The sequence below is a fragment of the Bacillus sp. FSL W8-0183 genome, assembly GCF_038006825.1.
GTDB classification, from domain to species: domain Bacteria; phylum Bacillota; class Bacilli; order Bacillales; family Bacillaceae; genus Bacillus; species Bacillus altitudinis.
On sequence record NZ_JBBOVY010000001.1, the window covers coordinates 3,029,215 to 3,055,321 of the forward strand.

At 41.2% G+C, this 26,107-nt stretch carries 27 protein-coding genes; 15 read left to right on the forward strand and 12 right to left on the reverse strand.

What is annotated here, in order from left to right:
• Positions 1–61: 61 nt before the first annotated feature.
• Positions 62–1,048 carry a potassium channel family protein gene (locus NSQ64_RS16120; RefSeq protein ID WP_041091818.1) on the forward strand — a complete coding sequence of 329 codons (987 nt, stop codon included), beginning with the start codon at positions 62–64 and terminating at the stop codon, positions 1,046–1,048.
• Here the strand turns inward: NSQ64_RS16120 and NSQ64_RS16125 are convergent.
• The 5 genes from NSQ64_RS16125 to NSQ64_RS16145 form a co-directional block, all read right to left on the reverse strand.
• Complete coding sequence (locus NSQ64_RS16125; RefSeq protein WP_024719713.1) at positions 1,045–1,446, reverse strand: YugN-like family protein; 402 nt, start codon at positions 1,444–1,446, stop codon at positions 1,045–1,047. The genes NSQ64_RS16120 and NSQ64_RS16125 overlap by 4 nt on opposite strands.
• A 29-nt stretch (positions 1,447–1,475) precedes the next feature.
• On the reverse strand, positions 1,476–1,694 hold the full coding sequence (locus NSQ64_RS16130) for a spore germination protein (RefSeq protein WP_025207892.1): 219 nt from the start codon (positions 1,692–1,694) through the stop codon (positions 1,476–1,478).
• 317 nt (positions 1,695–2,011) lie between these two features.
• Positions 2,012–3,367 carry a glucose-6-phosphate isomerase gene (locus NSQ64_RS16135; RefSeq protein WP_024719715.1) on the reverse strand — a complete coding sequence of 452 codons (1,356 nt, stop codon included), beginning with the start codon at positions 3,365–3,367 and terminating at the stop codon, positions 2,012–2,014.
• Positions 3,368–3,493: 126 nt separating this feature from the next.
• A complete protein-coding gene (locus tag NSQ64_RS16140; RefSeq protein ID WP_058336858.1) occupies positions 3,494–4,666 on the reverse strand; it encodes an iron-containing alcohol dehydrogenase in 1,173 nt (390 codons plus the stop codon).
• Positions 4,667–4,785: 119 nt separating this feature from the next.
• Positions 4,786–5,949 (reverse strand): iron-containing alcohol dehydrogenase, encoded by a 1,164-nt coding sequence (locus NSQ64_RS16145; RefSeq protein WP_017358962.1) that lies wholly within the window; start codon positions 5,947–5,949, stop codon positions 4,786–4,788.
• 144 nt (positions 5,950–6,093) lie between these two features.
• On the opposite strand from NSQ64_RS16145, the gene NSQ64_RS16150 reads away from it, so the two are divergent.
• The gene (locus tag NSQ64_RS16150; protein WP_008345792.1) at positions 6,094–6,330 is read left to right on the forward strand and encodes a DUF378 domain-containing protein; all 237 of its coding nucleotides are present in this window, start codon (positions 6,094–6,096) and stop codon (positions 6,328–6,330) included.
• Positions 6,331–6,397: 67 nt separating this feature from the next.
• On the opposite strand, the gene yugI is transcribed toward NSQ64_RS16150, so the two are convergent.
• The 3 genes from yugI to NSQ64_RS16165 all read right to left on the reverse strand — a co-directional run bounded on the left by yugI (position 6,398) and on the right by NSQ64_RS16165 (position 8,683).
• A complete protein-coding gene (yugI, locus tag NSQ64_RS16155; RefSeq protein WP_024719717.1) occupies positions 6,398–6,790 on the reverse strand; it encodes a S1 domain-containing post-transcriptional regulator GSP13 in 393 nt (130 codons plus the stop codon).
• Positions 6,791–6,988: 198 nt separating this feature from the next.
• Positions 6,989–8,182: an aminotransferase gene (locus NSQ64_RS16160; RefSeq protein ID WP_039169726.1), complete on the reverse strand. Its 1,194-nt coding sequence runs from the start codon at positions 8,180–8,182 to the stop codon at positions 6,989–6,991.
• Positions 8,183–8,683 (reverse strand): Lrp/AsnC family transcriptional regulator, encoded by a 501-nt coding sequence (locus NSQ64_RS16165; RefSeq protein WP_007500517.1) that lies wholly within the window; start codon positions 8,681–8,683, stop codon positions 8,183–8,185.
• A 178-nt stretch (positions 8,684–8,861) separates the two neighbouring features.
• On the opposite strand from NSQ64_RS16165, the gene NSQ64_RS16170 reads away from it, so the two are divergent.
• Positions 8,862–9,686, forward strand: coding sequence for an alpha/beta fold hydrolase (locus NSQ64_RS16170; protein WP_017358960.1), 825 nt, complete (start codon positions 8,862–8,864; stop codon positions 9,684–9,686).
• Here the strand turns inward: NSQ64_RS16170 and NSQ64_RS16175 are convergent.
• Positions 9,683–9,943 carry a DUF1871 family protein gene (locus NSQ64_RS16175; RefSeq protein ID WP_039169729.1) on the reverse strand — a complete coding sequence of 87 codons (261 nt, stop codon included), beginning with the start codon at positions 9,941–9,943 and terminating at the stop codon, positions 9,683–9,685. The two genes, NSQ64_RS16170 and NSQ64_RS16175, sit on opposite strands and share 4 nt — an antisense overlap.
• A gap of 83 nt (positions 9,944–10,026) precedes the next feature.
• On the opposite strand from NSQ64_RS16175, the gene NSQ64_RS16180 reads away from it, so the two are divergent.
• Positions 10,027–11,202, forward strand: coding sequence for a MalY/PatB family protein (locus NSQ64_RS16180; RefSeq protein ID WP_212360827.1), 1,176 nt, complete (start codon positions 10,027–10,029; stop codon positions 11,200–11,202).
• A gap of 133 nt (positions 11,203–11,335) precedes the next feature.
• The gene (locus NSQ64_RS16185; protein WP_008345807.1) at positions 11,336–12,628 is read left to right on the forward strand and encodes a sensor histidine kinase; all 1,293 of its coding nucleotides are present in this window, start codon (positions 11,336–11,338) and stop codon (positions 12,626–12,628) included.
• On the opposite strand, the gene NSQ64_RS16190 is transcribed toward NSQ64_RS16185, so the two are convergent.
• On the reverse strand, positions 12,629–12,805 hold the full coding sequence (locus tag NSQ64_RS16190; RefSeq protein ID WP_008345810.1) for a hypothetical protein: 177 nt from the start codon (positions 12,803–12,805) through the stop codon (positions 12,629–12,631). It lies immediately after the preceding gene.
• A gap of 93 nt (positions 12,806–12,898) precedes the next feature.
• Between NSQ64_RS16190 and NSQ64_RS16195 the strand changes: the two genes are divergently transcribed.
• Entirely contained in the window at positions 12,899–13,291 is a 393-nt protein-coding gene (locus NSQ64_RS16195; protein WP_144665868.1) for a kinase-associated lipoprotein B, read from the forward strand.
• On the opposite strand, the gene kapD is transcribed toward NSQ64_RS16195, so the two are convergent.
• Positions 13,288–13,905, reverse strand: coding sequence for a 3'-5' exonuclease KapD (kapD, locus tag NSQ64_RS16200; RefSeq protein WP_008345814.1), 618 nt, complete (start codon positions 13,903–13,905; stop codon positions 13,288–13,290). The two genes, NSQ64_RS16195 and kapD, sit on opposite strands and share 4 nt — an antisense overlap.
• 218 nt (positions 13,906–14,123) lie before the next feature.
• Here kapD and NSQ64_RS16205 point away from each other — a divergent pair, with 218 nt between their 5' ends.
• The 3 genes from NSQ64_RS16205 (at position 14,124) to NSQ64_RS16215 (ending at position 17,741) form a co-directional block, all read left to right on the forward strand.
• Positions 14,124–15,302 (forward strand): MFS transporter, encoded by a 1,179-nt coding sequence (locus NSQ64_RS16205; protein WP_220482436.1) that lies wholly within the window; start codon positions 14,124–14,126, stop codon positions 15,300–15,302.
• 108 nt (positions 15,303–15,410) lie between these two features.
• Positions 15,411–17,312 carry a transglycosylase domain-containing protein gene (locus NSQ64_RS16210; protein ID WP_024719722.1) on the forward strand — a complete coding sequence of 634 codons (1,902 nt, stop codon included), beginning with the start codon at positions 15,411–15,413 and terminating at the stop codon, positions 17,310–17,312.
• Between the two features lie 18 nt (positions 17,313–17,330).
• Positions 17,331–17,741, forward strand: coding sequence for a thiol-disulfide oxidoreductase DCC family protein (locus tag NSQ64_RS16215; protein ID WP_017358953.1), 411 nt, complete (start codon positions 17,331–17,333; stop codon positions 17,739–17,741).
• Positions 17,742–17,785: 44 nt separating this feature from the next.
• Here the strand turns inward: NSQ64_RS16215 and NSQ64_RS16220 are convergent, their stop codons facing one another.
• Complete coding sequence (locus tag NSQ64_RS16220; protein ID WP_017367952.1) at positions 17,786–18,343, reverse strand: YufK family protein; 558 nt, start codon at positions 18,341–18,343, stop codon at positions 17,786–17,788.
• Between the two features lie 185 nt (positions 18,344–18,528).
• On the opposite strand from NSQ64_RS16220, the gene malK reads away from it, so the two are divergent.
• The 6 genes from malK (at position 18,529) to NSQ64_RS16250 (ending at position 26,002) form a co-directional block, all read left to right on the forward strand.
• Positions 18,529–20,130, forward strand: a complete 1,602-nt coding sequence (malK, locus tag NSQ64_RS16225) for a malate sensor histidine kinase MalK (protein WP_017367953.1) — start codon at positions 18,529–18,531, stop codon at positions 20,128–20,130.
• Positions 20,123–20,830: a response regulator gene (locus NSQ64_RS16230; protein WP_024719723.1), complete on the forward strand. Its 708-nt coding sequence runs from the start codon at positions 20,123–20,125 to the stop codon at positions 20,828–20,830. The genes malK and NSQ64_RS16230 overlap by 8 nt, the downstream gene beginning before the upstream one ends.
• A 395-nt stretch (positions 20,831–21,225) precedes the next feature.
• Positions 21,226–22,308: a BMP family lipoprotein gene (locus NSQ64_RS16235; RefSeq protein WP_017358951.1), complete on the forward strand. Its 1,083-nt coding sequence runs from the start codon at positions 21,226–21,228 to the stop codon at positions 22,306–22,308.
• Positions 22,309–22,467: 159 nt separating this feature from the next.
• Positions 22,468–24,003: an ABC transporter ATP-binding protein gene (locus tag NSQ64_RS16240; protein ID WP_341017309.1), complete on the forward strand. Its 1,536-nt coding sequence runs from the start codon at positions 22,468–22,470 to the stop codon at positions 24,001–24,003.
• On the forward strand, positions 23,996–25,042 hold the full coding sequence (locus NSQ64_RS16245; protein ID WP_025207902.1) for an ABC transporter permease: 1,047 nt from the start codon (positions 23,996–23,998) through the stop codon (positions 25,040–25,042). The genes NSQ64_RS16240 and NSQ64_RS16245 overlap by 8 nt, the downstream gene beginning before the upstream one ends.
• Positions 25,043–26,002 (forward strand): ABC transporter permease, encoded by a 960-nt coding sequence (locus NSQ64_RS16250; RefSeq protein ID WP_008345835.1) that lies wholly within the window; start codon positions 25,043–25,045, stop codon positions 26,000–26,002.
• Positions 26,003–26,107: the final 105 nt, after the last annotated feature.

Here is a 26,107-nt window from a genome sequence, read left to right on the forward strand (position 1 = left end):
GAAAAATTGTTTCCTAATCGGGCATACTGACATTAGCAGTCTCCCTGAAAGGACGAGTTCGATGAAATCAAACCGTATCTTCATTGCCTGGCTAAGATGGCCTCTTTATGTTCGCATTGCGATCATCATCTGTTTCTTGCTTCTCTTTTTTGGACAATTAATCGTCATACTTGAACCAAAGCAGTATCATACGATCTTTGATGGGATCTGGTGGGCTCTCATTACAGTCGCGACGGTAGGCTATGGTGATTTTGTGCCGCAAACCATGCCTGGGCAAGTAGCAGGGATGGCGCTTATTTTGATCGGCGCCAGCTTTGTCACTGCATATTTTGCCACGCTTGCTGCCGCTGTATTTAGCAAACAGCACCATTATGTAGAGGGAAAGGTGGCTTTCAAGGGGAAGGGACATCTCATCATTGTCGGCTGGAATGAGAAAACGAACAAACTGCTTCAATCGTTTCAAACCATTGATCCCGCCATGCCGATTGTACTCATTGATGATTCCTTAAAGGAAGGACCTCTTTTAGAGAATGTCCATTTTATTAAAGGCCATGGTACAGAGGATGCCACACTTCGCAGAGCAAATATTATGAGTGCTGATACATTGATGATTACCGCCGACCAGCATGAAAATGAAGTGACGGCTGATATGCAGAGTGTCTTAACCTTGCTTGCGGCAAAAGGATTAAACCCTTCGTTATATTGTTTAATTGAAATTTTAACCGATCGCTATGTGAAAAATGCTGAGCGGGCTGGCGCCAATCAAGTCATCCATACTTCTGATGCCGTGAATCATTTAATGGTGGAGCATTTTCTTTTAAAAGAACAGCTCATGGCGTTAAAAATAAAAAGAAACATGACCCTCCATAAACAGATCACCATCATTCCAGTACCGGCTTCATTAGCTGGAGAGACATTCTTAACGGCACTTCATCACTTTTTAGAGCATCATGTGATCATTGTAGGCGTACAAAAAAAAGAAGGACCCATGATGAATCCTCCTTTTGGATATGAGCTTCATCCAGAGGATGAGCTGATCAGCTTTTAAAGCAGTACATCTTCTAATTCTTTGACGAGTGAAAAGCCAATTTCGGCATAAGCCTTTGACACATCTCCGTCTTTCTCTTTCGGTTCTTGGAATTGGTTAAAAGATGCCCCTACATTTCCAACCATCGCATGGTCATCTAATTTATCTTGATAGACATGCTTTAAGAGAAATGGATGTCCCATTTTCACCACAACGCCTGGCTGATCCAGCTGTCCTTTCTCGGCTGTAAACGGAACTCTGAGAAAGGTATAGCCGTCACGGTTGTCAATTTTATAATCAAAATATCCATGATCATAATCCCAATTCCCATTAATGACATATCCGAGCGGCTTCATGTTTTCTTCTAAATGGTACAGTGAAAAGCTTTCACCAGTCAGCCTAGATGGTACATGAATCATACAGAACCCTCCTTTTTGTATAGGGTTCGTTAAAGAGAGGAATTCATACATTTGCCTTTCGTGATTTGCACATTGTTTGTAAAAGCAGCATCAAATAAGCTTTGGCTGGATGATGCATTTGTCTCGTTCGCACTGCCCGCTCCTGATGTTTCTTTCGTAGCACTCATTGGACAAATCCGTCCAACATTCCCAAAGTTAACGATGGCCTGCCCGGAAATGTCATGGATATAAATATGATTTGTTCTCATCGCTTCATCAACCTCCTCCATTGATTATTCTATGTACAGAGCTTAGGGAGGCTTGCACTGACACCATGAGAACATAAAAAAAGGCACACCTTATGAAAAGATGTGCCTTAGCGTGTAGACAAACCCTCGCATTCGTTGTCAGTCCTGCGCACTGGTGCTCACGAATGTCAAATTCGCTCCGCTCCAGTACTCGTCCTTCCTAGACTTCAAAGGTTTTCTATCACGCTAAAAAGAAGACAAAGGGCTAAAATACAGTTCATTTTAGCCCTTTGTCAACAATCTGGGGCACACCTTATGCAAAGATGTGCCTTTTATTCTTATGATTGTTTGAGACGGCTCTCAAGTTCTGCCTTTTTCTCTTCGAAGCCCGGTTTTCCTAATAAAGCAAACATGTTCACTTTATACGCTTCTACTCCAGGCTGGTCGAATGGATTGACGCCTAGTAAATACCCAGACATCGCACAAGCTTTTTCGAAGAAGTACACGAGATATCCGAATGTATAAGCATCCATTTCAGGAATTGTCACAATCAGGTTCGGTACTTTTCCATCCGTATGAGCAAGCATTGTGCCTTCAAATGCTTTTTTATTAACGAAATCAACCGTTTTTCCTGCAAGATAGTTTAACCCATCAAGGTCTTGTTCTTCTGCTTCGATGACAAGTTCATGTCGTGGCTTGTCTACATTCACGATGGTTTCAAACAAGTCTCTTCTTCCTTCTTGTACATATTGACCAAGTGAATGAAGATCCGTTGAGAAGTTCGCAGATGAAGGATAGATTCCTTTTTCATCTTTCCCTTCACTTTCGCCGAATAACTGCTTCCACCACTCCGCAAAGTACTGTAAGCCTGGCTCATAGTTAATCAGCATTTCAATTGTCCGTCCTTTATTGTAAAGAACATTACGGACAACCGCATATTGATAAGCCGCATTTTCTGAGAGCTCAGATGATGCGAAGTCTTCACTTGCTTTGGCAGCACCTTCCATCATTTGATCAATGTCTGCACCGCTTACAGCGATTGGCAATAGACCAACTGCTGTTAAGACGGAATAGCGTCCGCCAACGTCATCAGGGATGATAAATGATTCATAGCCTTCTTCAGTTGCTAATGTTTTGAGTGCCCCGCGTGCCTTGTCAGTTGTTGCATAGATGCGTTTTTTCGCTTCTTCAGCACCATATTTTTCGATAAGGAGCTTTTTAAAGATACGGAACGCAATGGCTGGCTCTGTTGTTGTACCAGATTTTGAAATCACATTAATGGAGAAATCGGCATCTTCTAGCAGATCCATTACATCTGTTAAATAAGAAGAACTGATGTTGTTTCCAATAAAGATGATTTGCGGTGTTTTGCGTTTGCCTTTTGGCAAACTATTATAGAAAGAATGGTTTAAAAACTCAATGGCCGCACGTGCGCCAAGATAAGAACCACCAATTCCAACAACGAGTAATACATCAGAATCAGATTTAATCTTTTCTGCACTTTTTTTAATGCGGGCAAATTCTTCGCGATCATATTGCTTCGGTAAGTCAACCCAGCCTAAATAATCACTGCCAGTACCCGTTTGTTCATGAATATTATGATGGGCCACCTTCACAAAATCTTTTAAATATGTAAGCTCATGTTCTTGAAAGAAAGGTAACGCTTTCGAGTAGTCAAATTGAATATGTGTCATCGCTTGTAAGCCCTCCATTACGTTAGTTCTGTCCCTTTCACTTTAGCGGAACTAGCTATTGAAATCAAGTGATCGTCATTGGTACAGCAAAAAGCCGCTCCTCATGAAGAGAAGCGGCCATCCAAATTATAGAGAAGCTTTCAAAATCGCTAAAATGTCATCACGGTCAAGTTTCATAAAGTTACCAAAACCACCATATTCCATTTCTTTTGCTGCGATGTCAGCAATTTTGTCCAGTTGATCTTCACCAATATCATAATCCGCTAAACGACTCGGTGCACCGAGGCTTGTCCAGAAGGCTGACAGCTTGTCGATTCCTTCTAATGCGATGTCACGATCCGATTTTCCTTCTGTCTCAATGTCAAACATGTTCAACATGAGGTTTTTAAAACGTTCGACATTATGATCAAGTGTATGACGCATCCAGTTTGGGAAGAGGATCGCAAGTCCACCTGCATGCGGAATGTCATAGACTGCTGATACTGCATGCTCAATCGTATGTGATGCCCAGTCGCCAAAGTAACCCATTTGCAGCGTGCCATTTAAAGCAATTGTTCCTGCATAAAGGATGGTTTCACGGTGCTCATAGTTTTGTAAGTCTTCAAGTAGCTTTGGCGCTGTCTCGATGACTGTTTGAAGAACAGCAAAACACATCCGATCTTGTAGAGGGGTGTTTTTGACATTATGGAAGTATTGTTCAAATACATGGCTCATCATATCAACCATGCCATACACCGTTTGATTCTCTGGCACAGAATATGTGTGCTCAGGATCTAAAATTGAAAAAGCAGGGTGCGTGACTGAACTGCCCCACACGTACTTTTCATTTGTTTCCCAGTTTGTGATAACAGAGTCTGGATTCATTTCTGAACCAGTTGCCGCAAGTGTCAGCACTGTGCCAAACGGCAATGCTTTTTGAGCGGTTGTTTTCTTTGAGATAATGTCCCAAACATCCCCGTCATATTCTGCTCCAGCTGCAATGGCTTTTGTACAGTCGATGACACTTCCCCCACCAACTGCTAATAAGAAATCAATGTTCTCATTTTGGCAAATGTCGATCCCTTTTTGCACTGTAGTGAGACGAGGGTTCGGTTCGACTCCTGACAGTTCAAATACGTCAGCCTCTGCTTCATTTAAAGCGCTGATAACCTTATCATAAAGACCATTTTTCTTAATACTGCCTCCACCATATACAAGAAGCACTCGCTTTCCATAACGAGCGAGTTCGCTTTTTAGTCCGTCTAGTTGTCCTTTTCCAAACATCAATTTCGTTGGATTATAGTAAATAAAGTTTTCCATCTGTTCTACATCTCCTTAAAACATTTATATCCAAAAACATGAAAGACTACTGTAACATATGTACATGCAGAACTCAAAAAAGATAACTGCTTAAAAGCAGCTATCTTTTCCATGTTCGATTATAAAGAAGCGTTTAAAATAGCTAGAACATCTTCTTTGTTCAGCTTTTTAAATTGACCAAATTCACCACGTGCCATTGCACGGTCTGCAATCAGATCAATTTTCTCATCGTTGATGTCATAGTCAGCTAAACGGTTTGGTGCGCCTAGACTTGTCCAGAAAGCAGAAAGTTTTTCGATTCCTTCTAAGCCAACTTCTTCGTCTGTTTTGCCCGCAGGATCTACATCGAATACACGCACTGCTAATTGCTTGAAGCGACCTGGGTTTTCTTGAATGACATGCTTCATCCAGTTCGGGAACAAGATCGCAAGACCGCCTGCATGAGGGATGTCATACACAGCGGATACCGCATGCTCAATATTGTGAGATGCCCAGTCTCCGCGTGCGCCCATTGAAAGCATTCCATTTAGTGCAATGGTGCCTGTGAATAAAATCGTTTCACGAAGCTCATAGTTTTCCAAATCATTGATCAGCTTTGGTGCTGTTTCGATGACCGTACGAAGAAGTCCTTCACACATACGATCTTGGTAAGGTGTATTCTCCGTGTGATGGAAATATTGTTCAAACACGTGAGACATCATGTCGACCATGCCATAAATCGTATGGTTTTTTGGCACAGTAAATGTATTGACTGGGTCAAGAATAGAGAATTTAGGGAAGACAGCTGGACTGCCCCATCCATATTTCTCATTTGTTTCCCAGTTTGTGATGACGGAGCCAGAGTTCATTTCAGAACCTGTCGCGGCAAGTGTTAATACTGTACCAAATGGGATAGCTTCCATTGGGACATGCTTACGAGTGACGATATCCCAAGCATCTCCATCGTATTTCGCACCAGCTGCGATCGCTTTTGTTGCGTCAATCACGCTACCGCCGCCGACTGCCAATATAAAGTCAATTTGGTTCTCTTTGCAAAGCTCAACCCCTTTTCTAACCGTTGTTAAGCGCGGGTTGGGCTCAACACCAGCAAGCTCAGTGATTGCAGCTCCTGATTCTTTTAAGATGCTGACAACTTGGTCATAAAGGCCATTTCGTTTAATGCTGCCTCCACCATATACAAGCAATACGTTTTTTCCGTAGTGTTTTAGTTCATCTGAAAGGGCTGATACTTCTCCCTTTCCAAAAATTAATTTCGTTGGGTTCCAATAAGTAAATCGATCCATGTGATCTCCTCCTCGCGCTACATTATGCGCCTCTTTCATTCCAAAAGTAAAGTAATTTGCTTTCATCCATTTTCTTACGCATAGTTTGGCTAAAAATCTGCAAAATATAAATGTATTGATACTGTAGCGAAAGGAGGAATCACGATGAGTGCTATTCAGCGTATTGCCCTCGTGCTCACGATTATCGGTGCTATTAACTGGGGACTAATCGGCTTTTTTCAATTTGACTTAGTAGCAGCGATCTTTGGCGGTCAAGGTGCTGCATTATCACGTATTATTTATGGTCTTGTTGGAATTGCAGGTCTTGTCAATCTTGGTCTGTTGTTCAAACCTAGTGAAGAAGCTGTCCGCCGTGACGAGCCAAATCCAGAGGTTCGCTAAACAAAAAGACATAAAAAAGGCCGCCTAAACGAGGCAGCCTAAGGCACCGTTTGAAGCGGTGCTTTTTTTATTTCTTGATAAGGTCTTTACGGTTAGATTGCTCAATCCACTCTTCAAGTTTATCTTTCAGTGTATTGAAACCTTGTGGTGCAGCAGCTTCTTCTTTCGCTTGCTGTGGTCTTTGTTTCTTTGGTTTGCTTTCTTTTCTTTCTGGTGCATCTTGTGTCGCACGGATAGAAAGGCTGATTTTACCTGCATTTTCATCAACAGAAAGAACTTTTACTTGTACTTCGTCACCAATTGAAAGGTGCTCGTTGATGTCTTTTACAAAGCCATGTGTTACTTCAGAAATATGCACAAGTCCTTGAGTTTCTTCATCTAATGCAACAAACGCACCATACGCTTGTAATCCTGTTACTTTACCAGTGTAAACACTGCCTACTTCAAACTTTGTCGCCATGATAACAACTCCTAAATAAATGTTTTAATATTCGTTTATACGCAATTAAAAACTATATCACAGAACGCTCTTTTACGCAAAATATTTTTTAATTGGGTTTAGATCAGTTCAAAAGGGGGAATACCTGAAAACAAGAATGCTTTCTAGTATTCCCCCCTAATTTGAGAGGCATGAGTCCAGATGGATTGATGCCTTTTTTTATTTTAAGATAGCAGGTGCTTCTTCTTTCACTTGTCTATTTTGTAAAAAACGCTGGATTCTTGAAAGTGATTCCTGCAAGTGATCGAGTGACGACGCATATGAACAACGAATATGTCCTTCACCACTTGGACCGAATACATTTCCAGGGACAACCGCTACTTTCTCGCTAAGCAGCAGCTCCTCAGCAAATTGTTCTGAAGTCATTCCTGTGCTTTTAATGGACGGGAAAGCGTAAAACGCTCCGTTTGGCTGGTGGCAAGTGAGTCCAAGTTCATTGAGAGAGCCGACAAACAAATTACGGCGCCTTCTGTAGCTTTTCTTCATTTTCTCCACATCTTCAAGTCCATTTTTTAATGCTTCTTCTGCGGCATATTGTGCCATAGCTGGTGCACACATCATAGAATATTGATGTATTTTCAGCATGGCATCACGGAGGACTGGCGGTGCTGCCACATAGCCTAAGCGCCAGCCTGTCATAGCGAACCCTTTGGAAAAACCGGAAATCAAAATCGTTCTTTCCTTCATATCTTGAATCGCCGCCACACTCGTAAAAGCTTCATCGTACGTCAGCTCTGCATAAATCTCATCTGTGATGATTAAAAGATCATGCTCCTTTGCAAACTGAGCAATATCTTCAAGCTCTTCTTTCGAGTAAACAGACCCTGTTGGGTTTGATGGAGAGCATAGCAAGATGGCTTTTGTTTTCGGCGTCAGCTTCGTACGAAGATCAGCAGAATCGGCTTTAAAATCTTTTTCAGCCGATGTACTTAAATAAACCGGTACACCGCCCGCAAGTGTCGTCAGAGCCCCATATGCGACGAAACAAGGCTCTGGGATGATTACTTCGTCCCCGTTGTTTAAAATGGCGCGAAAGGCCAAATCAAGCGCCTGGCTGCCGCCAACGGTAATAATGAGTTCTTCTTCAGGACTGTACTCAATGTGAAACCGCTTATATAAATAATGGCTCAATTCTTTTCGCAAAGAGAGCAGCCCAGCATTTGCTGTATAAGAGGTCAGTCCTTGCTCTAAAGACATAATACTGGCTTCTCTCACATTCCAAGCTGTCACGAAATCCGGTTCGCCGACCCCTAGGGAGATAACCCCTTCCATTGTGGCTGCCAAATCAAAGAATTTCCGAATACCTGACGGCTGAATGCTTTGTACCGTTTCAGATAAATAAGACTTTTTCATTTAAGGAGACACCACGATTCTTTTGTCATCATCCCCTGTTTCAAAGACTTTCCCATCATGCTTATATCTTTTCAAAATAAAGTGGGTAGTGGTTGAAACAACAGAATCAAGTGTCGATAATTTTTCAGATACGAAGCGGGCGATATCAGACATGGATCTTCCTCTGATCACAACAGATAAATCATACACGCCTGACATTAAATACACGGACTCCACTTCTTGGAACCTGTAAATGCGTTCAGCAATTTCATCAAAACCGACGCCTCTTTTTGGGGTCACTTTCACATCAATCATCGCTGTAACGCCTTCGTGTCCGTCTACTTTTCGCCAGTCAATCATGGTCGAATAATCAATAATGACTTTTTGATCTTCGAGCTTTTGAATAATGGCTTCTGCTTCTTCTGATGTCACACCTGCCATTTTTGCAATTGTATTTAAATCGGCGCGGCTGTTTTCATCTAAAATCTCTAATATTTCAGTTTCTTTTTCGGTTAGTTTCATTGATTTCACACCTCTGATTGTAAAAAGCTAGTTTTAAAAAATCTTCTGAACATTATAGCACGTTTTTCCCATTATGCTAAGCAGGGAAAAGATTCTAATCGTAGCTTAAAATCCACTTTTTAGGGTACAATACAGTCACCTAACAGAGAGTGAGTATCAAATATCGGAGTTGATGAGTGTGGACATTGTACAGCCATCCTATATGAAAAGTAAATTCGGTTTAGATATCTATTACGAACACTATCCAAATGAAGGTAAGAAGACATTGATTTTGATTCACGGCCTTTTCTCATCTACCTTCAGCTATCGAAAGCTCATCCCGCTTCTGAAACAAGACTTCAATTTAATTGCGATTGATCTGCCTCCATTCGGGCAGTCCGAAAAATCAAATACGTTCATTTACAGCTATCGCAACATGGCAAAAATCATCATTGAACTAGCTGGTTATTTGCAGATTCAGCATGCGATCCTCGTGGGGCATTCCATGGGGGGACAAATTGCTTTATATGCTGCCTCTGAGCGTCCCGACCTATTTGAAAAAGCCGTTCTTTTATGCAGTTCAGGGTATATGAATAAGTCCAAAAAGTCGCTTGTTTACAGCACTTATATTCCTTATTTTTATCTCTATTTAAAAAGAAAGTTGTTCAAGCAAGGTATTATGAAAAATTTAACCGCTGTTGTGCATGATCATTCGATTATTGATCAAGAGATGGTGGACGGATATTTAAAGCCTTTTTCAGATGACCAAATTTTCAGAGGTATTTTTCGTTTGATTCGGCACAGGGAAGGCGATTTAGCGTCGGATGTCTTAAAGAAAATGGAGACACCTGTCCTGCTGATTTGGGGGGAGGAAGACCGGATCGTTCCTATTCAAATTGGCGAAAGACTGCACAAGGATCTGCCGCATTCAACCTTTCACGCATTAAAAAAAACCGGGCACCTCATCCCTGAGGAAAATCCGGTCTTTGTGTCTGATCAAATTGGTCATTTCAGCCTGTCTTAAAACGAGCAGGAGCTACCTTCTCTTATGATAAAAAGCTGATTTGCGATATGCTGACAGCTTTCCATCGGAAGAAGCTGATCAAATGAGTGATGGTAAATGGCTTGAATGTCTTTCGCGAAAGATAACGGGTCTTCTGCGTCGTATAAGGCACTGATGACGTCAGCAGGCTCCGTTTCGTAAAAGTCCTCTCCATACTGAAAAGGGTCCCATGCCTTAATGATTTGAATCATCTCTTCTACAGCTTGACTATCTTTCATGGGGATCACCGCTTATAATAAATTTTGTGATGTTTATTTTAGCACAACCAAGAGTGGTTGAAAAACGGCTAGAGGTGGGTTTCATGAATTTCGACGAACAGATCATACGTAAAGGTTCAAAATCAGTCAAATGGGATCAAGCAGAGTCTTTGTTCCTGACAACAGATGCGTTGCCAATGTGGGTAGCAGATATGGATTTTAAAGCGCCCCAAGTCGTGCTTGATGCTTTAAAAGAACGATTAGATCACGGTGTATTCGGCTATGCATTTCAGGATCAGGAAACGCAGCAAGCAGTAGCTGACTGGCTCAAAAGAAGACACGGTTGGACGATACAAACAGATGCCGTCACCTTCACACCAGGTATCGTGACAGCACTTAGTTTTGCGGTACAAGCCTTTACAGCTCCGAATGATGAAGTGGTCATTCAGTCACCGGTGTATACGCCCTTCTATCAAATGATTGAAAGAAACGGACGTATCGTCTCAACCAATCCTTTAAAAATAGAAAACAACCGTTACATGATGGATTTTGATGATTTAGAGAAAAAATTAAGCAGACCAGAAGCAAAGCTGATGTTTCTTTGTCATCCGCATAATCCTTCAGGGAGAGCTTGGTCAAAAGAGGAATTAAAGCGTGTAGGAGATCTATGTATACAGTACGGTGTCACCGTCGTGTCAGATGAAATTCATTCGGATCTGATGCTTTACGGACAGCCGCATGTGCCTTTTGCCAGCCTTTCTGATGAGATAGCTAACATCACGGTAACGTGTATTGCACCGAGTAAAACATTTAATTTAGCTGGTCTTCAGGCATCTGCCATTATCATTTCTGATGAAGAAAAAAGAACCCTTTTCACCAATGAATTGCAAAGAAATGGATTGTCCAAACTGAATGCCTTTGCGATTCCTGCCATGGAGGCGGCCTATCGCCACGGAGATGAGTGGCTTGATTCACTTGTTCTTTACCTCGAAAATAATATGAAGATCGCAATGGATTATATTGATGAATATCTGCCGAACATGCGTTATATGAAACCAGATGCTTCTTATCTATTGTGGCTGGATATTCGTGATTATGAGCTCACTCAAGCAGAATTGAAACGTAATCTGCTGAAAAAGGGCAAGGTCATACTAGAGCTCGGAAACGTATATGGGCACGAAGGAGACGGCTTTATTCGAATGAATCTAGGCTGTCCTGCCGGAACAGTAAAAGAAGGTCTGAAGCGCCTTCATCAAGCATTCACTCTATCATCCGAATAAAACCATTTCTATCAAAAGAACATCCTAACGGGTGTTCTTTTTAAAGAAAAAAACCCTCCTATTATCATATCTACTTTGTACATGAAATGATATAATGAGAGGAATTACAATTATTTACGAGGAGAGCATTTAAATGGAAATGTTCAAGGATTTTCTGCTCCATGTATCTTTTATTCTATTTCCAATCTTTTTATATCATGCACTATGGCTAAGCCGGACCCCTGCTCATTTCCCTAAAACGAATAAACTGCTCATCACCATATTTGCATCCATTTCATCAGCACTATGTATTATGTATCCAGTTGGTTCGATTTTAGATTTGCAGACTGGGCTTCAATCGATTCCCCTTGTACTGGCTATTTTATACGGGGGATATACCGCCGGAATCGTTGCTATCTTAGTTAGTTCAACCGTAAAGTTCGTGATGTATGGCTCTTTTTTATGGGTTGGATTGATTGTTGTACCGATTTACTTTTTCATTCCTTTCCTGCTTTACCGGAAATGGCGCCAATATTCTAAGCAGAGAAAGCTGTTATACGGAGTCCTAATTGCGTTATCAAAAGGGATGTTTATTTACATTGGACTGCTTGTGGTCAGCTTAATTGAGTACAGCCCTGCATTCATTATGCAACAAAAGCTGCTCGAATTATTTTTCTCAACTCTTTACTACATATTCTTTCTTGTGCTGAGTATTTATTCCATTGAGTTTGTGAAAGAGAATGCGCAAATGAGAACACAGCTTGTCCAATCAGAGAAACTGACGATTGTGAGTGAACTTGCAGCAAGTGTCGCCCATGAAGTCCGCAATCCACTGACGGTGGTGAGAGGATTTATCCAACTGCTCTTTTCAAGTGACAATACGAAAGAGCCGTCAACCAATAAAGATTATAAAAATCTCGTTTTATCTGAACTTGACCGTGCGCAGGATATTATTACGAGCTATCTTGATATTGCGAAACAAAATTATTATCAAATTGAGTCTCTCAATTTATCTAAATTACTTGAAGAGTGTGCATCGCTGATGACATCCTATGCGAATTTTAAGTCGGTCACGATTCATCAATCGATTGAACCAGACTTATACATCCAAGGTGATGAAACGAAAATCAAACAAGTCATGATTAATTTAATCAAAAATGCAATCGAAGCAGCGCCCGAACACGAAGGTAAAATCGAACTATTTGCTTCAAAAGAAAATCATCGAATCTGCCTTTATTTCGTTGATAACGGTGTAGGCATGTCAGAAAGTCAAATGAAAAAGCTTGGTGAACCCTATTACACATTGAAAAATAAAGGAACAGGGCTTGGGTTGACAGTGACATTTTCCATCATTGAAAATCATCATGGAACCATTCGTTTCAAAAGCTCATTGCAGTCTGGTACAACAGTCACCGTGAAGTTTCCTGAAGATACAAGAAGAAAATGATCAATCCATTTTTTTTGTCCTTTTTTCATCGATCTGCTCCTGCTTCTTAGAAGCACGAACGATCAGACGAAAGCAAATAAATGCAGCAGCAAAGAAAAGCACCGTCGTGATTGCCGCAGGGATATACTCCCTTTTATCTTCAGGAAAATACAGTAGAAAGAATATGATGAACGACATGTTCCGCTCTTCCCCCTTTTGCTCGTTTACTTCACTATATTGGCTAAAAGAAAGGAAATACCTTCTTATGCGAAGGAAATGGAGGAATTTCATATGACAGACATTCAGATTGGACAAATCGTGAAAGGTTTTTACAAAACAGGTGTTTACATTGGGGAAGTGACAGCCGTTAAACCATCTACTTATCTCGTTCAAGTAAAAGCGGTTTTAACACACCCCACTCAAGGTGACCTGCATCATCCAAAAGAAGCGGACGTACCTTTTTTTCAGGAAAGACGGGCTTTGGCCTTTAAGGAACAGACGAACATCCCTCATCATATGGTCAAGCCTTATGATGGCGACATACCTGATTATCAAGTATCACTGAAAGACGCCGTAGACAAATTGAAAAAAGGGCTCAGTGCGGATGATTCCAAGTGGGCTGAAAAATCAAGAGCGTGCCTCTCTTCTCTTGAAAAAGATTATTTTCCAGAAGACGCCCGCTAATCTGCCGAATCAAAAAAGTGAGAGAAGTCAATGAGTTCACCAATTTTGGTTGTTTGCGGATTTTCCACATAGGATCGATCTTTTTCAAAAAGGGTGAACAGCTGATAAGTGGTCATGGCATCATCGAGTGCTTTATGATGCTTACCAGCTCCTTCACTGCCGTACTCCTTAGCTGCTTTCCGAAGTCCTGTGAGTGTTCTATCCCCAAAAAAGGTTTTATATTCAAAAGCCAGATCCCTTTGATTCCCCTTAAAAGGAAAGCCAATATGATTGAGCATACAGTTTTGCTTCAGTACCTTCATGTCCATATTTCCCCATGTGATAATCTCACAGTCTTCTCCCCCATCGAGTGACACGAGCTTCTCGATAAACGCCTCAAAAGAAATCCCGCTTTCTACATCCTGCTGCGTAATGCCAAGGAACGATTTACAGCGCTTTGTCAGCTTCGGGAACTTTTTCGGTTTGACATAGCTTGAGAATGTGTCTATGATCGTTTCATTTGATGCTTTAACGACACCGGCCTCAATGATTTCCGGGAAAAAATTTTGCGGATGATATTTCCCATCAGGCATCGTAAATTCAAAATCGACCACAAGCAGCGTCTTCTGTTCCATCAGTCTCACCCCACTTTCTCGTCTGTTTTCCATCCTGCTACTATTATATTAAGACGGACTTTGAAATCACTTCATTTTCGTGAAAATAATGCAGATTCACTATGCCCAACCTATTCATCAGATGAAAGATCGTTTATTTTCCTTTATAATTATTAAGGAACACGAAATAAATAAAGAAGGTGGTCTTTATCACAAACAGGAAGAAAAACTTGTACATCATGTGGTTTGTGAACTTTTTTGTATCTGCCAGCATTACAATGATCGTCCCTTTTTTATCACTTTACATAGAGTCCCTTGATAGCAGTTATTCGAATGAATTTGTTCAAAGATGGAGCGGCTATGTCTTTGGGGTTACGTTTTTAACAGCCTTTCTCATTTCTCCAATTTGGGGACGGATTGGTGACCGGCATGGCTATAAAAAGATTTTGCTCATTAACGGCATTGGGATTGCAACAAGCATTTTATTAATGGGGCTTGTTCAAACCGTTTATCAACTATTTGCGTTACGGCTTTTCATGGGGCTTGTGACAGGCTTTATTTCGACTTCGATGGCACTGATTTCTGCACAGACCGAAAAGGCAACAGCCGGTAAGACCCTTGGTACGATGCAGATGAGTAATGTCGCCGGAGGGTTATTTGGTCCATTAATGGGTGGATTTATGGCAGACAGTGTCGGATTCATTTATACATTTTTCTTAACAGCTGCTGTCATATATGTGTCAGCGATTGTCATTATCTTCGGTGTGAAAGAACAGCCGATCCGTTCAAAAGAAGCAAAACGGGTTTCTTACTCACGGAAGGACGTCCTTGTCCATATTTTCAAACAGCCTTTACTTGTCGTCACCATGCTTCTCACATTCATTACGCAAGTCGGGAACTTTAGTATTCAGCCGCTTTTAGCCTTGTACATTCATGATTTACACGGCCCAGTCAACCTTGCCTTTTATGCAGGTCTGGCGTTTTCTGCAACGGGGCTTGGCAATTTGCTGTTTACACGGAAATGGGGAGACCTTGGAGATCGTATTGGTCACGATAAGGTGCTGCTTGCCCTTCTCATCCTCTCCTCCATTTTATTTATCCCGCAAGCGATGGCAGATTCCTACGGGATGTTAGTCATCTTCCGTTTCTTATACGGGATGGCACTAGGTGGCATCATTCCTTGTACGACGGCCTACATTCGCATCAAAGCGCCTGCCTCTATGCAAGGGGAAGTGCTTGGTTACAATGTCAGCTTCCGCTTTCTTGGAAATGTCGTCGGACCCGTTATAGGCGGCATTGTGGCGAGTCATTACGGAATTCCAGCTGTCTTTTATGTTACCGCCGGCATTTTCCTTTTCGGGGCATTATTTTTATGGGCGGTCCGCTCACAATCAAAGACAAAAGAGAGGAGTGTCTGATCCATCATCAGATACTCTTTTCTTCTGTCTAAATGCCTTGTTTACTAGACTTCACGTCTATTCTTTTCTAAAAATAACCTTCTCGTAATCGCAAAAGAATGGTACGATATGGCTAGAAATCCGAAGAAAGTGAGTGACCTCATGTTTCGTGCAATCATTGGATGGTTATTACTTGTTGCCCTCATTCCATTATTTGTTCTGACTTTTTATCTATCAAAGGAAGAAGCCGCAAGTGTAAAACCTGTTAACGAAGTGCTTGATCAAAAAATCAAGCTGGAAAAGGTAGACTTTTCCCAAAACAGTTATATGTATGATCGAGATGGTTCTCTTATCTCTGAGATCGTATCAAACGATGAGAACCGTGTTTTCGTGAAGTACGATAAAATTCCTGATTCCGTCAAGGAGCTGTTCCTCCGATCAGAGGACCGCAACTTTTATGACCATAAAGGCATTGACTTTATGGGCGTGATTCGTGCCCTTGCTGCAAATGTGAAAAACCATGGCATTAGCCAAGGCGCTAGCACCATCACACAACAGTTATCCCGTAATTTATATTTAAGTCATGAACGTTCATTCAGCCGAAAGTTTACAGAACTGCTCTATTCCTATGAGCTCGAGCGAAAATTTACAAAAGAGGAAATTCTCGAAAGCTATTTAAATACGATTTATTTCAGTAACGGGGTTTACGGTGTCGGTTCTGCGGCTAATTACTATTTTGATAAGCCGCTTAGTTCTTTGACACTTGCACAGATGGCATTTATTTCTGCGATTCCTAACAACCCTACGCTGTATGACCCATTGAAACAATTCAAACATACAAAGAAACGCCAGGAACGGCTGCTTGGTATTTTAGAAAAAGATGGTGTCATTACTAAGAAGCAATACAAAAAAGCAGTGAAAGAAAAAATCAGCTTGTCCTTAAGTGAAAAGAAAAATCTTTACCCTGACTATGTGACATACGCCAATGAAGAATTTACCGATCTGGTGTCTGATCAGGAAGGCTTTACAAAACGATTGAAAAAAGCCAAAACAGCTGGCGCAAAAAAGGCAATTCAAAAAGAATTATCAGAAAAGGTCAGTGCATTGCTTCAAGATGGTGTGAAGATTTATACAGCACTAGACCCTTCCTTACAACAAAGAGCGGTCTATCAGCTCAATGCACAATTACCTTATCAAGGTGTGGAAGGCGGTTCAGCAGTCATTAACCACCAAACCCATCAAATCGTCGCACTTGCTGGCGGGAAGAATTATAAAAAGTTTGATTTCAACTACGCCTATCAAGCGCAAAGACAACCAGGTTCCGCCATTAAGCCGCTGTTAGATTATGGCCCTTATATTGATCAAACCGGTGCCACGGCATCAAGCAAAATCAGTGCCGGCAAGTTTTGCAGTAGCGGATATTGCCCGCAAAACTATAATCATAAAACGTATGGAACTGTAACACTTGAAACAGCCTTTAAGAACTCTTACAATACACCAGCGATTCGTATGCTTGATACAGTCGGTGTCAAAAAAGGCTTCAGCTATTTAGAAAAGTTTTCATTCGAACATATTGTCGCAGATGATTACCGCCTCCCTTCTGCACTTGGAGGATTTACAAAAGGCTTCTCGCCGCTAGAAATAACCGATGCATATACCGTGTTTGGCAATCAAGGTGCCTATACGCGAAATCACTCCATTACAAAGGTCACAGACTTAAACGGCAAAACCCTTTACAAGTGGAAAGAGTCGCCGAAGCAAATCTATTCTCAGCGTACAAATGAAACAATGCGCAAGCTACTTGCTTCTGTTGTGAAAAGTGGAACAGGGAAAAAGGCGAATTTCAATTCTCCTTACATTGGGGGAAAAACAGGGACATCCAATGACTACAAAGACATTTGGTTTGTTGGCCTGACAGATCAATACACAATGGGTGTATGGGTAGGAAGAGATAGAGGAACCGTTGAATCTATTTATAGTTCAAGCCCGCACTTACGTATTTGGAAACAAACTATGCAATACGCTAGATAAACAGGAGGTTTGATTGCGATGCATTCAACACAACCCTCTCACTTCATTTTATTTGACGGTGTCTGCAACGTGTGCAGTGGTGCTGTTCAGTTTATCATCAAGCGCGACCCGAATGAGCGGATGATGTTTGCTTCTTTACAATCAGATACAGGGCAGCGTATTTTAAAAGAAAACGGCTTGCCTTTAGATGAGTTCAATTCATTCATTTATATTGAAAATGGGACCCTTTATATGAAGTCAACAGGCATCTTAAAAGCCGCGCGGCATTTAAAAGGGATATACAGATGGAGCTATTTACTCCTCGCGATCCCTCGTCCAATCCGTGACTGGTTTTATCAGCTCATTGCAAAGAATCGCTACAAATGGTTTGGTCAAAAAACATCCTGTATGATGCCTACACCTGATATTCAGAAGCGGTTTCTTCCATAAAAAAAGCATCCTCCATAAATCGGAGGATGCTTTCTTTCGTCTGATTAAGCTGGCAGACTCGCCATCACACTGTTATAAAGCTTAATAAATAAGTACAAAATGCCGATCAAAAACGTGGCCCAAAACAGCAGATTAAACATCATAAACCCAATTAAATTCAGCATGGAAAGTGATTGATAAATGCGTACCACAACCCAGATAAAATAGACGAGACTTGCTAAAACAAAAAGCCCAACAAGCAAAATGAGCTGCTGCGTCAATAGAAATGCAAGTAAGCTGGCAAACAAATAGACAACCGATGCAATCCGAATTTTCTTTAAGTTCTCCCCTTCAGGGTCCTTTGCAAAAAAGAGCAGCGCCAACTCTAACACCGTATCTGCAATGAGCTTTAAAGCAGATAAAATCATAAAATAAACAAGTGCAAATGCGGCAAATAAAGCAAGACGAATGCCCTGTTCAGAGAAAAATTCCAGCATTCCTTTTAAAATCCCTGCTTGGGTCAAGAAGTCAGTCGTGATACCTACTGTAAAAATAGAAAAGGCAGAGCTGAATAGCAAAATTGAAATCAGCGGAAAATATCCAGTCAAATATGTATTTTTCATAAATAGATCCTTTCTCATAAGCTCATTTTTATTATGGCTCACTTAAAACGGATTGACAAGATGCTTTCCAAGTAAACTGGAATCTAAATCAAATTTGTGATTTTGCACGTACATTCCTTCACAAACTTACATTTTCCCGTTAAAGTATTACTATTACGAAAAAATTGCGCGTTAGGGGTATACTCGTGAAAAAAACTTTAAGACTGCAAACACGGCTGACGATCTTTGTCTGTATTGTTGTCCTGATCTCCCTCTGTATCACATTCTTTACGATCTGGTCAGAAACAGCCAAAAATATTCATCAGCAGGAACGTGATATCGCCCTCTCCACTGCCAAAATGGTCGCAGAGGCTCCGATCACAGCAAAATCATTGGAAAAAGATCAATCATATACAGCACTGCGAAAATATACAACAAGTGTTCAGCGTATTACCAAAACCGAATTCGTTGTCGTCATGGATATGAACGGTATCCGCAAAACACATCCGAATCCGCAAAAGATTGGGAAGCGGTTTGCTGGCGGTGATGAAAAACCGGCATTACAGGGTAAAGAACATATTAGTACCGCATCTGGAACACTTGGCAAGTCCATGCGTGCCTTTGTTCCTGTTTACAACCAAGATGGCAAGCAGCTCGGGGCTGTGGCAGTTGGGATTACATTAAAGGAAATTGATTTAATTATTCATCAAAGCCTGCTCCCGCTCTACTTTGTCACATCGCTTAGCCTTTTATCTGGCATTATCGGCGCACTCATTGTGGCACGTAAAGTAAAGAAGATTATGTTTGGACTAGAGCCAGATGAAATTGCCACATTATTAAAAGAACGAAGCGCTATGCTAGAATCAACAAAAGAAGGCATTCTTGCCGTTGATCAGCACGGTAAAATCAAGCTGGCAAATGCAGAAGCTAAACGTCTTTTTCATAATATGGGCATTATGGTTGACCCTAGAGAACAAGATGTACAGGCTCTTCTTCCTTCAAGCGGCTTAAAGCAAGTAATCGAAACACGGAAACCGCTGCTTGATCGCGATGTCAGAATGAACGGACTGGAGCTTGTCTTTAATGAGGTGCCGATTACGGTAAAAGGGGAAATTGTCGGAGCGATCGCAACCTTCCGTGACAAAACAGAAGTCAAACACCTGGCTGAACAGCTGAGCGGGGTGAAGATGTATGCCAATGCACTTCGTGCCCAGTCACACGAATTTATGAACAAGCTCCATGTCATTTTAGGATTGGTCCAGCTAAAGAACTATGATGACCTTGGCACCTATATTAAAGATATTGCAATTTATCAGCAGACAGAAACAAATGAAATCATCAACCATGTGAAAAACTCAGTCTTAGCCGGGTTTTTACTAGGAAAACAAAGCTACATCAGAGAACAAGGCGCAGCTTTAGAAGTCAATTGCAGTACACAGGTACCAAACTCGGAGGACCCAGCCGTCACACATGACCTTATTACGGTCATCGGTAATCTGTTAAATAACGCACTCGATGCCGTTTCCCATACAGAGAATAAAAATATCTCCATCTCATTCAGATATGTCCAAGAGCAGCTTCATATTGAAATTACAGACACAGGGGTCGGTCTGACAAAAGAAGAACAGGACATTATGTTTGATCAAGGCTTTTCAACAAAAGGAGAAGACAGAGGATTTGGCCTTTATTTTGTTGACCAAAGCATCAAAAAACTGAACGGACATATGATCGTCACAAGCGAAAAAGGAGAAGGAACGACCTTTAGTCTCCGTATTCCATATAAACAAAAGGAGGATTCACATGATTAATGTGTTGATCGTAGAAGATGACCCAATGGTCGGGGAGCTGAATAAACGCTACTTGACCCAAATAGAAGGATTTGAATTAAAAGGGATTGCCACCTCATTTCAAAAGGCACTAGACATCTTAAAATCAGAAATCATTCACCTTGTATTGCTTGATATTTATATGCCTGGACAAAATGGGCTCGCCCTATTATCAGAAATTCGTGAGAAAAATCATTCCGTTGACGTCATCGTCATTTCAGCTGCAAATGAAGTGGATGTCGTACAGCAAACGATGCGAAACGGAGCTGTCGACTATTTAATCAAACCTTTTGAGTTCGAACGCTTCCAATCAGCACTGGCAGAATATAAAAGAAAACATGCCCTATACCAAACGATGAACAGCATCTCTCAAAATGATTTAGACGCGAAGCTTTTTCATAAAAAAGCAGAGGCGGAAAAAGTCCTGCTGCCAAAAGGCCTGACGAAGAGCACACTCAAACTCATCTGGACAAGCATTCAATCATTCGGTCAGCAGGCTTTCACGACCGAAGACCTAGCCAATCATACTGAAATCTCTCAAGTTTCAATTAGAAAATACTTGAAATTTCTTGAGGATATCGAAGTGGTTGATGTGGAGATGGCATACGGGACAATCGGCCGCCCTGTTTTCCAATATAAACTGAATACAAGCAACATGAATTTGATTCAGCAATATCTTTAATTGGACACATCTGACCTTTCACAAAGGCCAGATGTTTTTTTATGGCATACGATGTCACAAACCCCTTGATATCAGTGGTTCCACTGTAGTAGAGCGCATCATAAAAGCGGCATTATATCATATTTCAGCACATAAAAAGACATCGAATTTAGCCTTTTAACATTTTTTTAAAAATAAAACAAATTTCTATTTATTTATTCGATGGGAAATGATAAATTATGATTGATTAGTTCAACGAGATATAAGTCTGATGTCTTACATCTTCTCTCCTGTTTCCATCAATTTTAAAAGAATGCAGGATAAAATACCCTTTTCACAAGAATAGGAGAAGGCAAGAGTCGGTCTTTTTTCGCGAGACTTTTCTGAAACTTTTAAATTTTATAGGGGGTTATGTTTTGAAGAAGCGCAAAATTGGACTTGCATTGTCCTTAGTCGTAGCAGCAGGAACCATCCTTGGAGCATGCGGCAACTCTGGCTCAAACAGCGGTGAAAACAAAAAAGATAAAGATCAATTCACTGTTGCAATGGTAACTGATGTCGGTGGTGTCGATGACAAATCGTTTAACCAATCAGCTTGGGAAGGTTTACAAGCATTTGGGAAAGACAACAATTTAACAAAAGGTAAAAACGGCTTTGATTACTTACAATCCAAAACGGATGCAGATTATCCAACAAATTTAAATACACTTGTTAGACAAAAATTTAACCTGATTTATGGTATCGGCTATAAAATGGAGAGTGCCATTTCTAAAATAGCTGATCAGCGAAAAGATTCCAAATTTGCAATTGTGGATGCAGTTGTTGATAAGAAGAACGTAGCTAGTATTACATTTAACGAAAACGAAGGGTCATTCCTTGTAGGTGTTGCAGCGGCTCTTTCTACAAAATCAAACAAAATTGGTTTTGTTGGCGGCGTTGATTCTGAATTAATCAGAAAATTCGAAGTTGGTTTCCGTGCAGGCGTTGAAGCAGCTAATCCAAAAGCAAAAGTTGAAGTGAAATATGCTGGTGCATTTGATAAAGCAGACATCGGTAAAGCAACAGCTGAAAGTATGTACAAATCTGGCGTTGACATTATTTATCATGCAGCTGGAGGTACTGGAACGGGTGTCTTTACAGAAGCAACCAATTTAAAAAAGGCAGATCCAAATCGAAATGTTTGGGTCATTGGTGTTGATAAAGACCAGTATGACGAAGGTAAAGTACCTGGAACAAAACAAAGTGTCACTCTTACTTCTATGATTAAGAAAGTAGACACAGCGGTACAAGACTTAACAACAAAAGCAAAAGAAGGTAAATTCCCTGGTGGCGAAGTCATCACGTACGGTCTGAAAGAAGGCGGCGTTGACATCTCTCCATCTCAAGAGAATCTTGATAAAGATGTATTGAAGAAAATCGAAGAATGGAAACAAAAAATCATCAAGGGTGAAGTGAAAATCCCTGCAACACGTGATGAACTAAAAGATTTTAAAGCTTAATTTGTGCAAGGGGATAAGCGCGCCCTATCCCCTTGCCTCTCCTTTACCTCCTCTTTATTCGTAAAAGGTGGTAAAAGAAAAGCTGCAGCCTTGTTTTGCAGCTTTTCTTTTGCTAGTTTTTATCTTCATCAGCACCCTAAAAAAGGAGCGGTTAAACCTGTGGATTATGTCATTGAAATGTTGAATATACGCAAAGAATTCCCTGGCATTGTAGCAAATGATAACATTACGCTACAGCTAAAAAAGGGCGAAATTCATGCGCTGCTTGGTGAAAACGGCGCTGGAAAATCAACGCTTATGAACGTGCTTTTCGGACTGTATCAGCCTGAAAAAGGTGAAATCAAGGTACACGGAAAACCGGTTACAATCTCAAGTCCAAATGATGCAAGTGATTTAGGCATTGGAATGGTACATCAGCATTTTATGCTAGTTGATACATTTACTGTGGCTGAAAACATCATTTTAGGAAAAGAGCCAAAGAAATTTGGAAAGATTGACAAAGAACAAGCCATTCAGCAAGTGCAGGAACTTTCTGACCGTTATGGACTGAAAATAGACCCTGCCGCTAAAGTATCTGACATCTCAGTCGGTATGCAGCAGCGAGCAGAAATCTTAAAAACACTATACCGCGGCGCTGACATCTTGATCTTCGACGAACCAACAGCCGTCTTAACACCTCAAGAAATAAAAGAACTCATACAAATTATGAAAAACTTAATCAATGAAGGCAAATCCATTATTTTAATTACCCACAAGCTAAAAGAAATTATGGATGCCTGTCATCGCGTGACCATTATCCGAAAAGGGCAAGGTATTCGTACACTTGATGTGGAACACACAAACAAAGACGAGCTTGCCAGCTTAATGGTCGGCCGCGAAGTCTCATTTAAAACAGACAAAAAAGCAGCCTCCCCTGCTGAAGAAGTCTTGCAAATTCAAGATCTCACTGTCAAAGATGCGCGAGGAATTGAAGCTGTGAAACAACTCAATTTATCAGTGAAAGCTGGTGAGATTGTCGGAATTGCGGGTGTAGACGGAAATGGTCAATCTGAATTAATTGAAGCTATTACAGGTCTGAAAAAATCCGAATCTGGCACGATCATGCTAAACGGGAAAGCCATTCAAAATCTCCCGCCTCGTAAGGTCACAGAATCTGGTATCGGACACATTCCTCAAGACCGTCATAAGCACGGACTTGTCCTTGATTTTTCAATTGGAGAAAATATTTCCTTACAAACGTATTATCAGCGTCCATATACGAAGTTTGGCTTGATGAATATAAAAAATATTTACCAAAAAGCAAAACAAATCATTGCTGAATACGACGTACGGACACCTAGTGAATATACAGAAGCACGTGCGCTATCAGGGGGTAACCAGCAAAAAGCCATTATTGGCCGTGAAGTGGACCGAAATCCTGATTTATTAATTGCCGCACAGCCGACACGCGGACTTGACGTCGGAGCCATTGAGTTTGTTCATAAACGTCTGATTGAACAAAGGGATGCAGGCAAAGCCGTTCTGCTCATCTCTTTTGAGCTTGATGAAATTATCAATGTCAGTGATAAGATTGCCGTTATTTTCGAGGGCAGCATTGTTGCCATTGTTGATCCAAAAGAAACAACAGAGCAAGAACTCGGTCTGTTAATGGCTGGAAGTACGCAACAGGAAGTGGGGAAAGAAGCAAATGTCTAATCGCTTAACAAATCTGCTGATTCCGCTTATAGCCATTGTACTTGGTCTTTTCGTTGGGGCCATCATTATGCTGGCAAGCGGTTATAGTGTCATCGAAGGTTATAGCGCCCTTTGGAATGGCGTCTTCGGTGAAACGTATTATATGGGAGAAACCATCCGACAAGTCACGCCTTATATTTTATCAGGACTTGCTGTTGCCTTTGCATTTCGGACAGGCCTCTTTAATATCGGGGTAGAAGGTCAACTTCTCATTGGCTGGATTGCATCTGTATGGATAGGAACAACCGTCCATGCACCTGCGTATATCCACCTGCCTCTTGCACTGATCACAGCAGCTGCTGCTGGTGCATTATGGGGCTTTATTCCTGGGTTTTTAAAAGCACGTTTTTATGTTCATGAAGTGATTGTCACTATTATGATGAACTACATTGCACTTCATGTGACTAATTTTATTATTACAAATGTTCTTACAGATCATAAAGATAAAACAGATAATATTAATTCGACTGCCTCATTACACTCTGATTTTTTTGAAAAAATCACTGATTTTTCAAGCATGCATAACGGAATCATTGTAGCTGTCCTATCTGCCGTTATTATGTGGATCATTATCCAAAAAACCTCTAAAGGGTTTGAATTGCGTGCTGTTGGTATGAATCAACACGCATCCCAATATGCTGGAATGAATGTGAGAAAAAACATTATATATTCCATGCTCATTTCTGGTGCCTTTGCAGGTCTTGCAGGTGCGATGGAAGGGCTCGGAACCTTTGAATATGCATCAATAAAAGATGCCTTCACTGGCGTTGGTTTTGACGGAATCGCTGTTGCCTTATTAGGCGGAAATACAGCTATTGGTGTCGTCTTAGCTGCATTATTGCTTGGTGGATTGAAAGTCGGTGCTTTAAACATGCCGCTTGAATCTGGCGTACCGACTGAGGTCGTTGATATTGTAATTGCGATCATTATTCTTTTCGTTGCCTCAAGCTATATCATCCGTCTTGTCATTCAACAATTGAAGAAAAAGGGGGGAAAATAAGTGGGATTTCTGCAAATTCTTGAAATCATCGTCCCGGCTACACTCGTTTATGCTGCACCACTTATTTTAACCGCTCTTGGAGGCGTCTTTTCAGAAAGATCAGGTGTCGTCAATATCGGTCTTGAAGGTTTGATGGTCGTCGGAGCATTTTCTAGTATTATCTTTAACTTAATGTTTGCTGATACGTTTGGTGCCTTGACCCCGTGGCTCGGTCTACTTGTTGGTATGGCCATTGGCGGCGTGTTCTCACTCATTCACGCTGTTGCCACTATTACGTTCAGAGCAGATCAAACGGTCAGTGGTGTTGCGATTAACATGCTTGCCCTTGGTGCTACGCTGTTTGTTGTCAAACTGATTTATGGAAAAGCACAAACGGATAAAATTACAGAACCTTTCTATAAAGGAGATATTCCCCTTTTAAGTGACATTCCGATCATTGGTGATATTTTCTTTAAAGATGTGTATTATACGTCCATTCTCGCATTAGTTCTTGCGGTTGTCGCTTGGTTTGTTTTATTTAAAATGCCGTTTGGCTTGCGACTTCGTGCAGTCGGAGAGCATCCAATGGCAGCTGATACAATGGGAATCAAGGTATACCGGATGCGCTATATCGGCGTCTTCATTAGTGGTCTATTTGGCGGTCTTGGCGGAGCTGTGTATGCATCGACCATCGCTCTTGATTTCTCACACGCCACCATTACAGGACAAGGCTTCATTGCGTTAGCCGCCCTTGTTTTCGGGAAATGGCACCCATTTGGCGCTATGGGCGCTGCTTTATTCTTTGGATTTGCACAAAGCTTAAGCATCATTGGCTCTCTGCTTCCGCTGTTTCAAGATATCCCGAACGTGTACATGCTCATTGCACCATATGTGCTGACGATCCTAGCTCTTACTGGCTTCATTGGACGAGCAGACGCACCAAAAGCACTTGGTACCCCTTATTTAAAAGGAAAACGATAAATAAATACCATGTATGATCAATCCCCTGAAGGACAAACTATCTTCAGGGGATTTTTGTATGATAAAAACGACAAAACCCCCGTTTATTTTACTTTTATTACACTT

Coding starts and splice junctions, on each gene's coding strand:
- NSQ64_RS16120 (WP_041091818.1), top strand. CDS start 62: ATGAAATCAAACCGTATCTTCATTGCCTGGCTAAGATGGCCTCTTTAT.
- NSQ64_RS16125 (WP_024719713.1), bottom strand. CDS start 1,446: ATGATTCATGTACCATCTAGGCTGACTGGTGAAAGCTTTTCACTGTAC.
- NSQ64_RS16130 (WP_025207892.1), bottom strand. CDS start 1,694: ATGAGAACAAATCATATTTATATCCATGACATTTCCGGGCAGGCCATC.
- NSQ64_RS16135 (WP_024719715.1), bottom strand. CDS start 3,367: ATGACACATATTCAATTTGACTACTCGAAAGCGTTACCTTTCTTTCAA.
- NSQ64_RS16140 (WP_058336858.1), bottom strand. CDS start 4,666: ATGGAAAACTTTATTTACTATAATCCAACGAAATTGATGTTTGGAAAA.
- NSQ64_RS16145 (WP_017358962.1), bottom strand. CDS start 5,949: ATGGATCGATTTACTTATTGGAACCCAACGAAATTAATTTTTGGAAAG.
- NSQ64_RS16150 (WP_008345792.1), top strand. CDS start 6,094: ATGAGTGCTATTCAGCGTATTGCCCTCGTGCTCACGATTATCGGTGCT.
- yugI (WP_024719717.1), bottom strand. CDS start 6,790: ATGGCGACAAAGTTTGAAGTAGGCAGTGTTTACACTGGTAAAGTAACA.
- NSQ64_RS16160 (WP_039169726.1), bottom strand. CDS start 8,182: ATGAAAAAGTCTTATTTATCTGAAACGGTACAAAGCATTCAGCCGTCA.
- NSQ64_RS16165 (WP_007500517.1), bottom strand. CDS start 8,683: ATGAAACTAACCGAAAAAGAAACTGAAATATTAGAGATTTTAGATGAA.
- NSQ64_RS16175 (WP_039169729.1), bottom strand. CDS start 9,943: ATGAAAGATAGTCAAGCTGTAGAAGAGATGATTCAAATCATTAAGGCA.
- NSQ64_RS16180 (WP_212360827.1), top strand. CDS start 10,027: ATGAATTTCGACGAACAGATCATACGTAAAGGTTCAAAATCAGTCAAA.
- NSQ64_RS16185 (WP_008345807.1), top strand. CDS start 11,336: ATGGAAATGTTCAAGGATTTTCTGCTCCATGTATCTTTTATTCTATTT.
- NSQ64_RS16190 (WP_008345810.1), bottom strand. CDS start 12,805: ATGTCGTTCATCATATTCTTTCTACTGTATTTTCCTGAAGATAAAAGG.
- NSQ64_RS16195 (WP_144665868.1), top strand. CDS start 12,899: ATGACAGACATTCAGATTGGACAAATCGTGAAAGGTTTTTACAAAACA.
- kapD (WP_008345814.1), bottom strand. CDS start 13,905: ATGGAACAGAAGACGCTGCTTGTGGTCGATTTTGAATTTACGATGCCT.
- NSQ64_RS16205 (WP_220482436.1), top strand. CDS start 14,124: ATGTGGTTTGTGAACTTTTTTGTATCTGCCAGCATTACAATGATCGTC.
- NSQ64_RS16210 (WP_024719722.1), top strand. CDS start 15,411: ATGGCTAGAAATCCGAAGAAAGTGAGTGACCTCATGTTTCGTGCAATC.
- NSQ64_RS16215 (WP_017358953.1), top strand. CDS start 17,331: ATGCATTCAACACAACCCTCTCACTTCATTTTATTTGACGGTGTCTGC.
- NSQ64_RS16220 (WP_017367952.1), bottom strand. CDS start 18,343: ATGAAAAATACATATTTGACTGGATATTTTCCGCTGATTTCAATTTTG.
- NSQ64_RS16230 (WP_024719723.1), top strand. CDS start 20,123: ATGATTAATGTGTTGATCGTAGAAGATGACCCAATGGTCGGGGAGCTG.
- NSQ64_RS16245 (WP_025207902.1), top strand. CDS start 23,996: ATGTCTAATCGCTTAACAAATCTGCTGATTCCGCTTATAGCCATTGTA.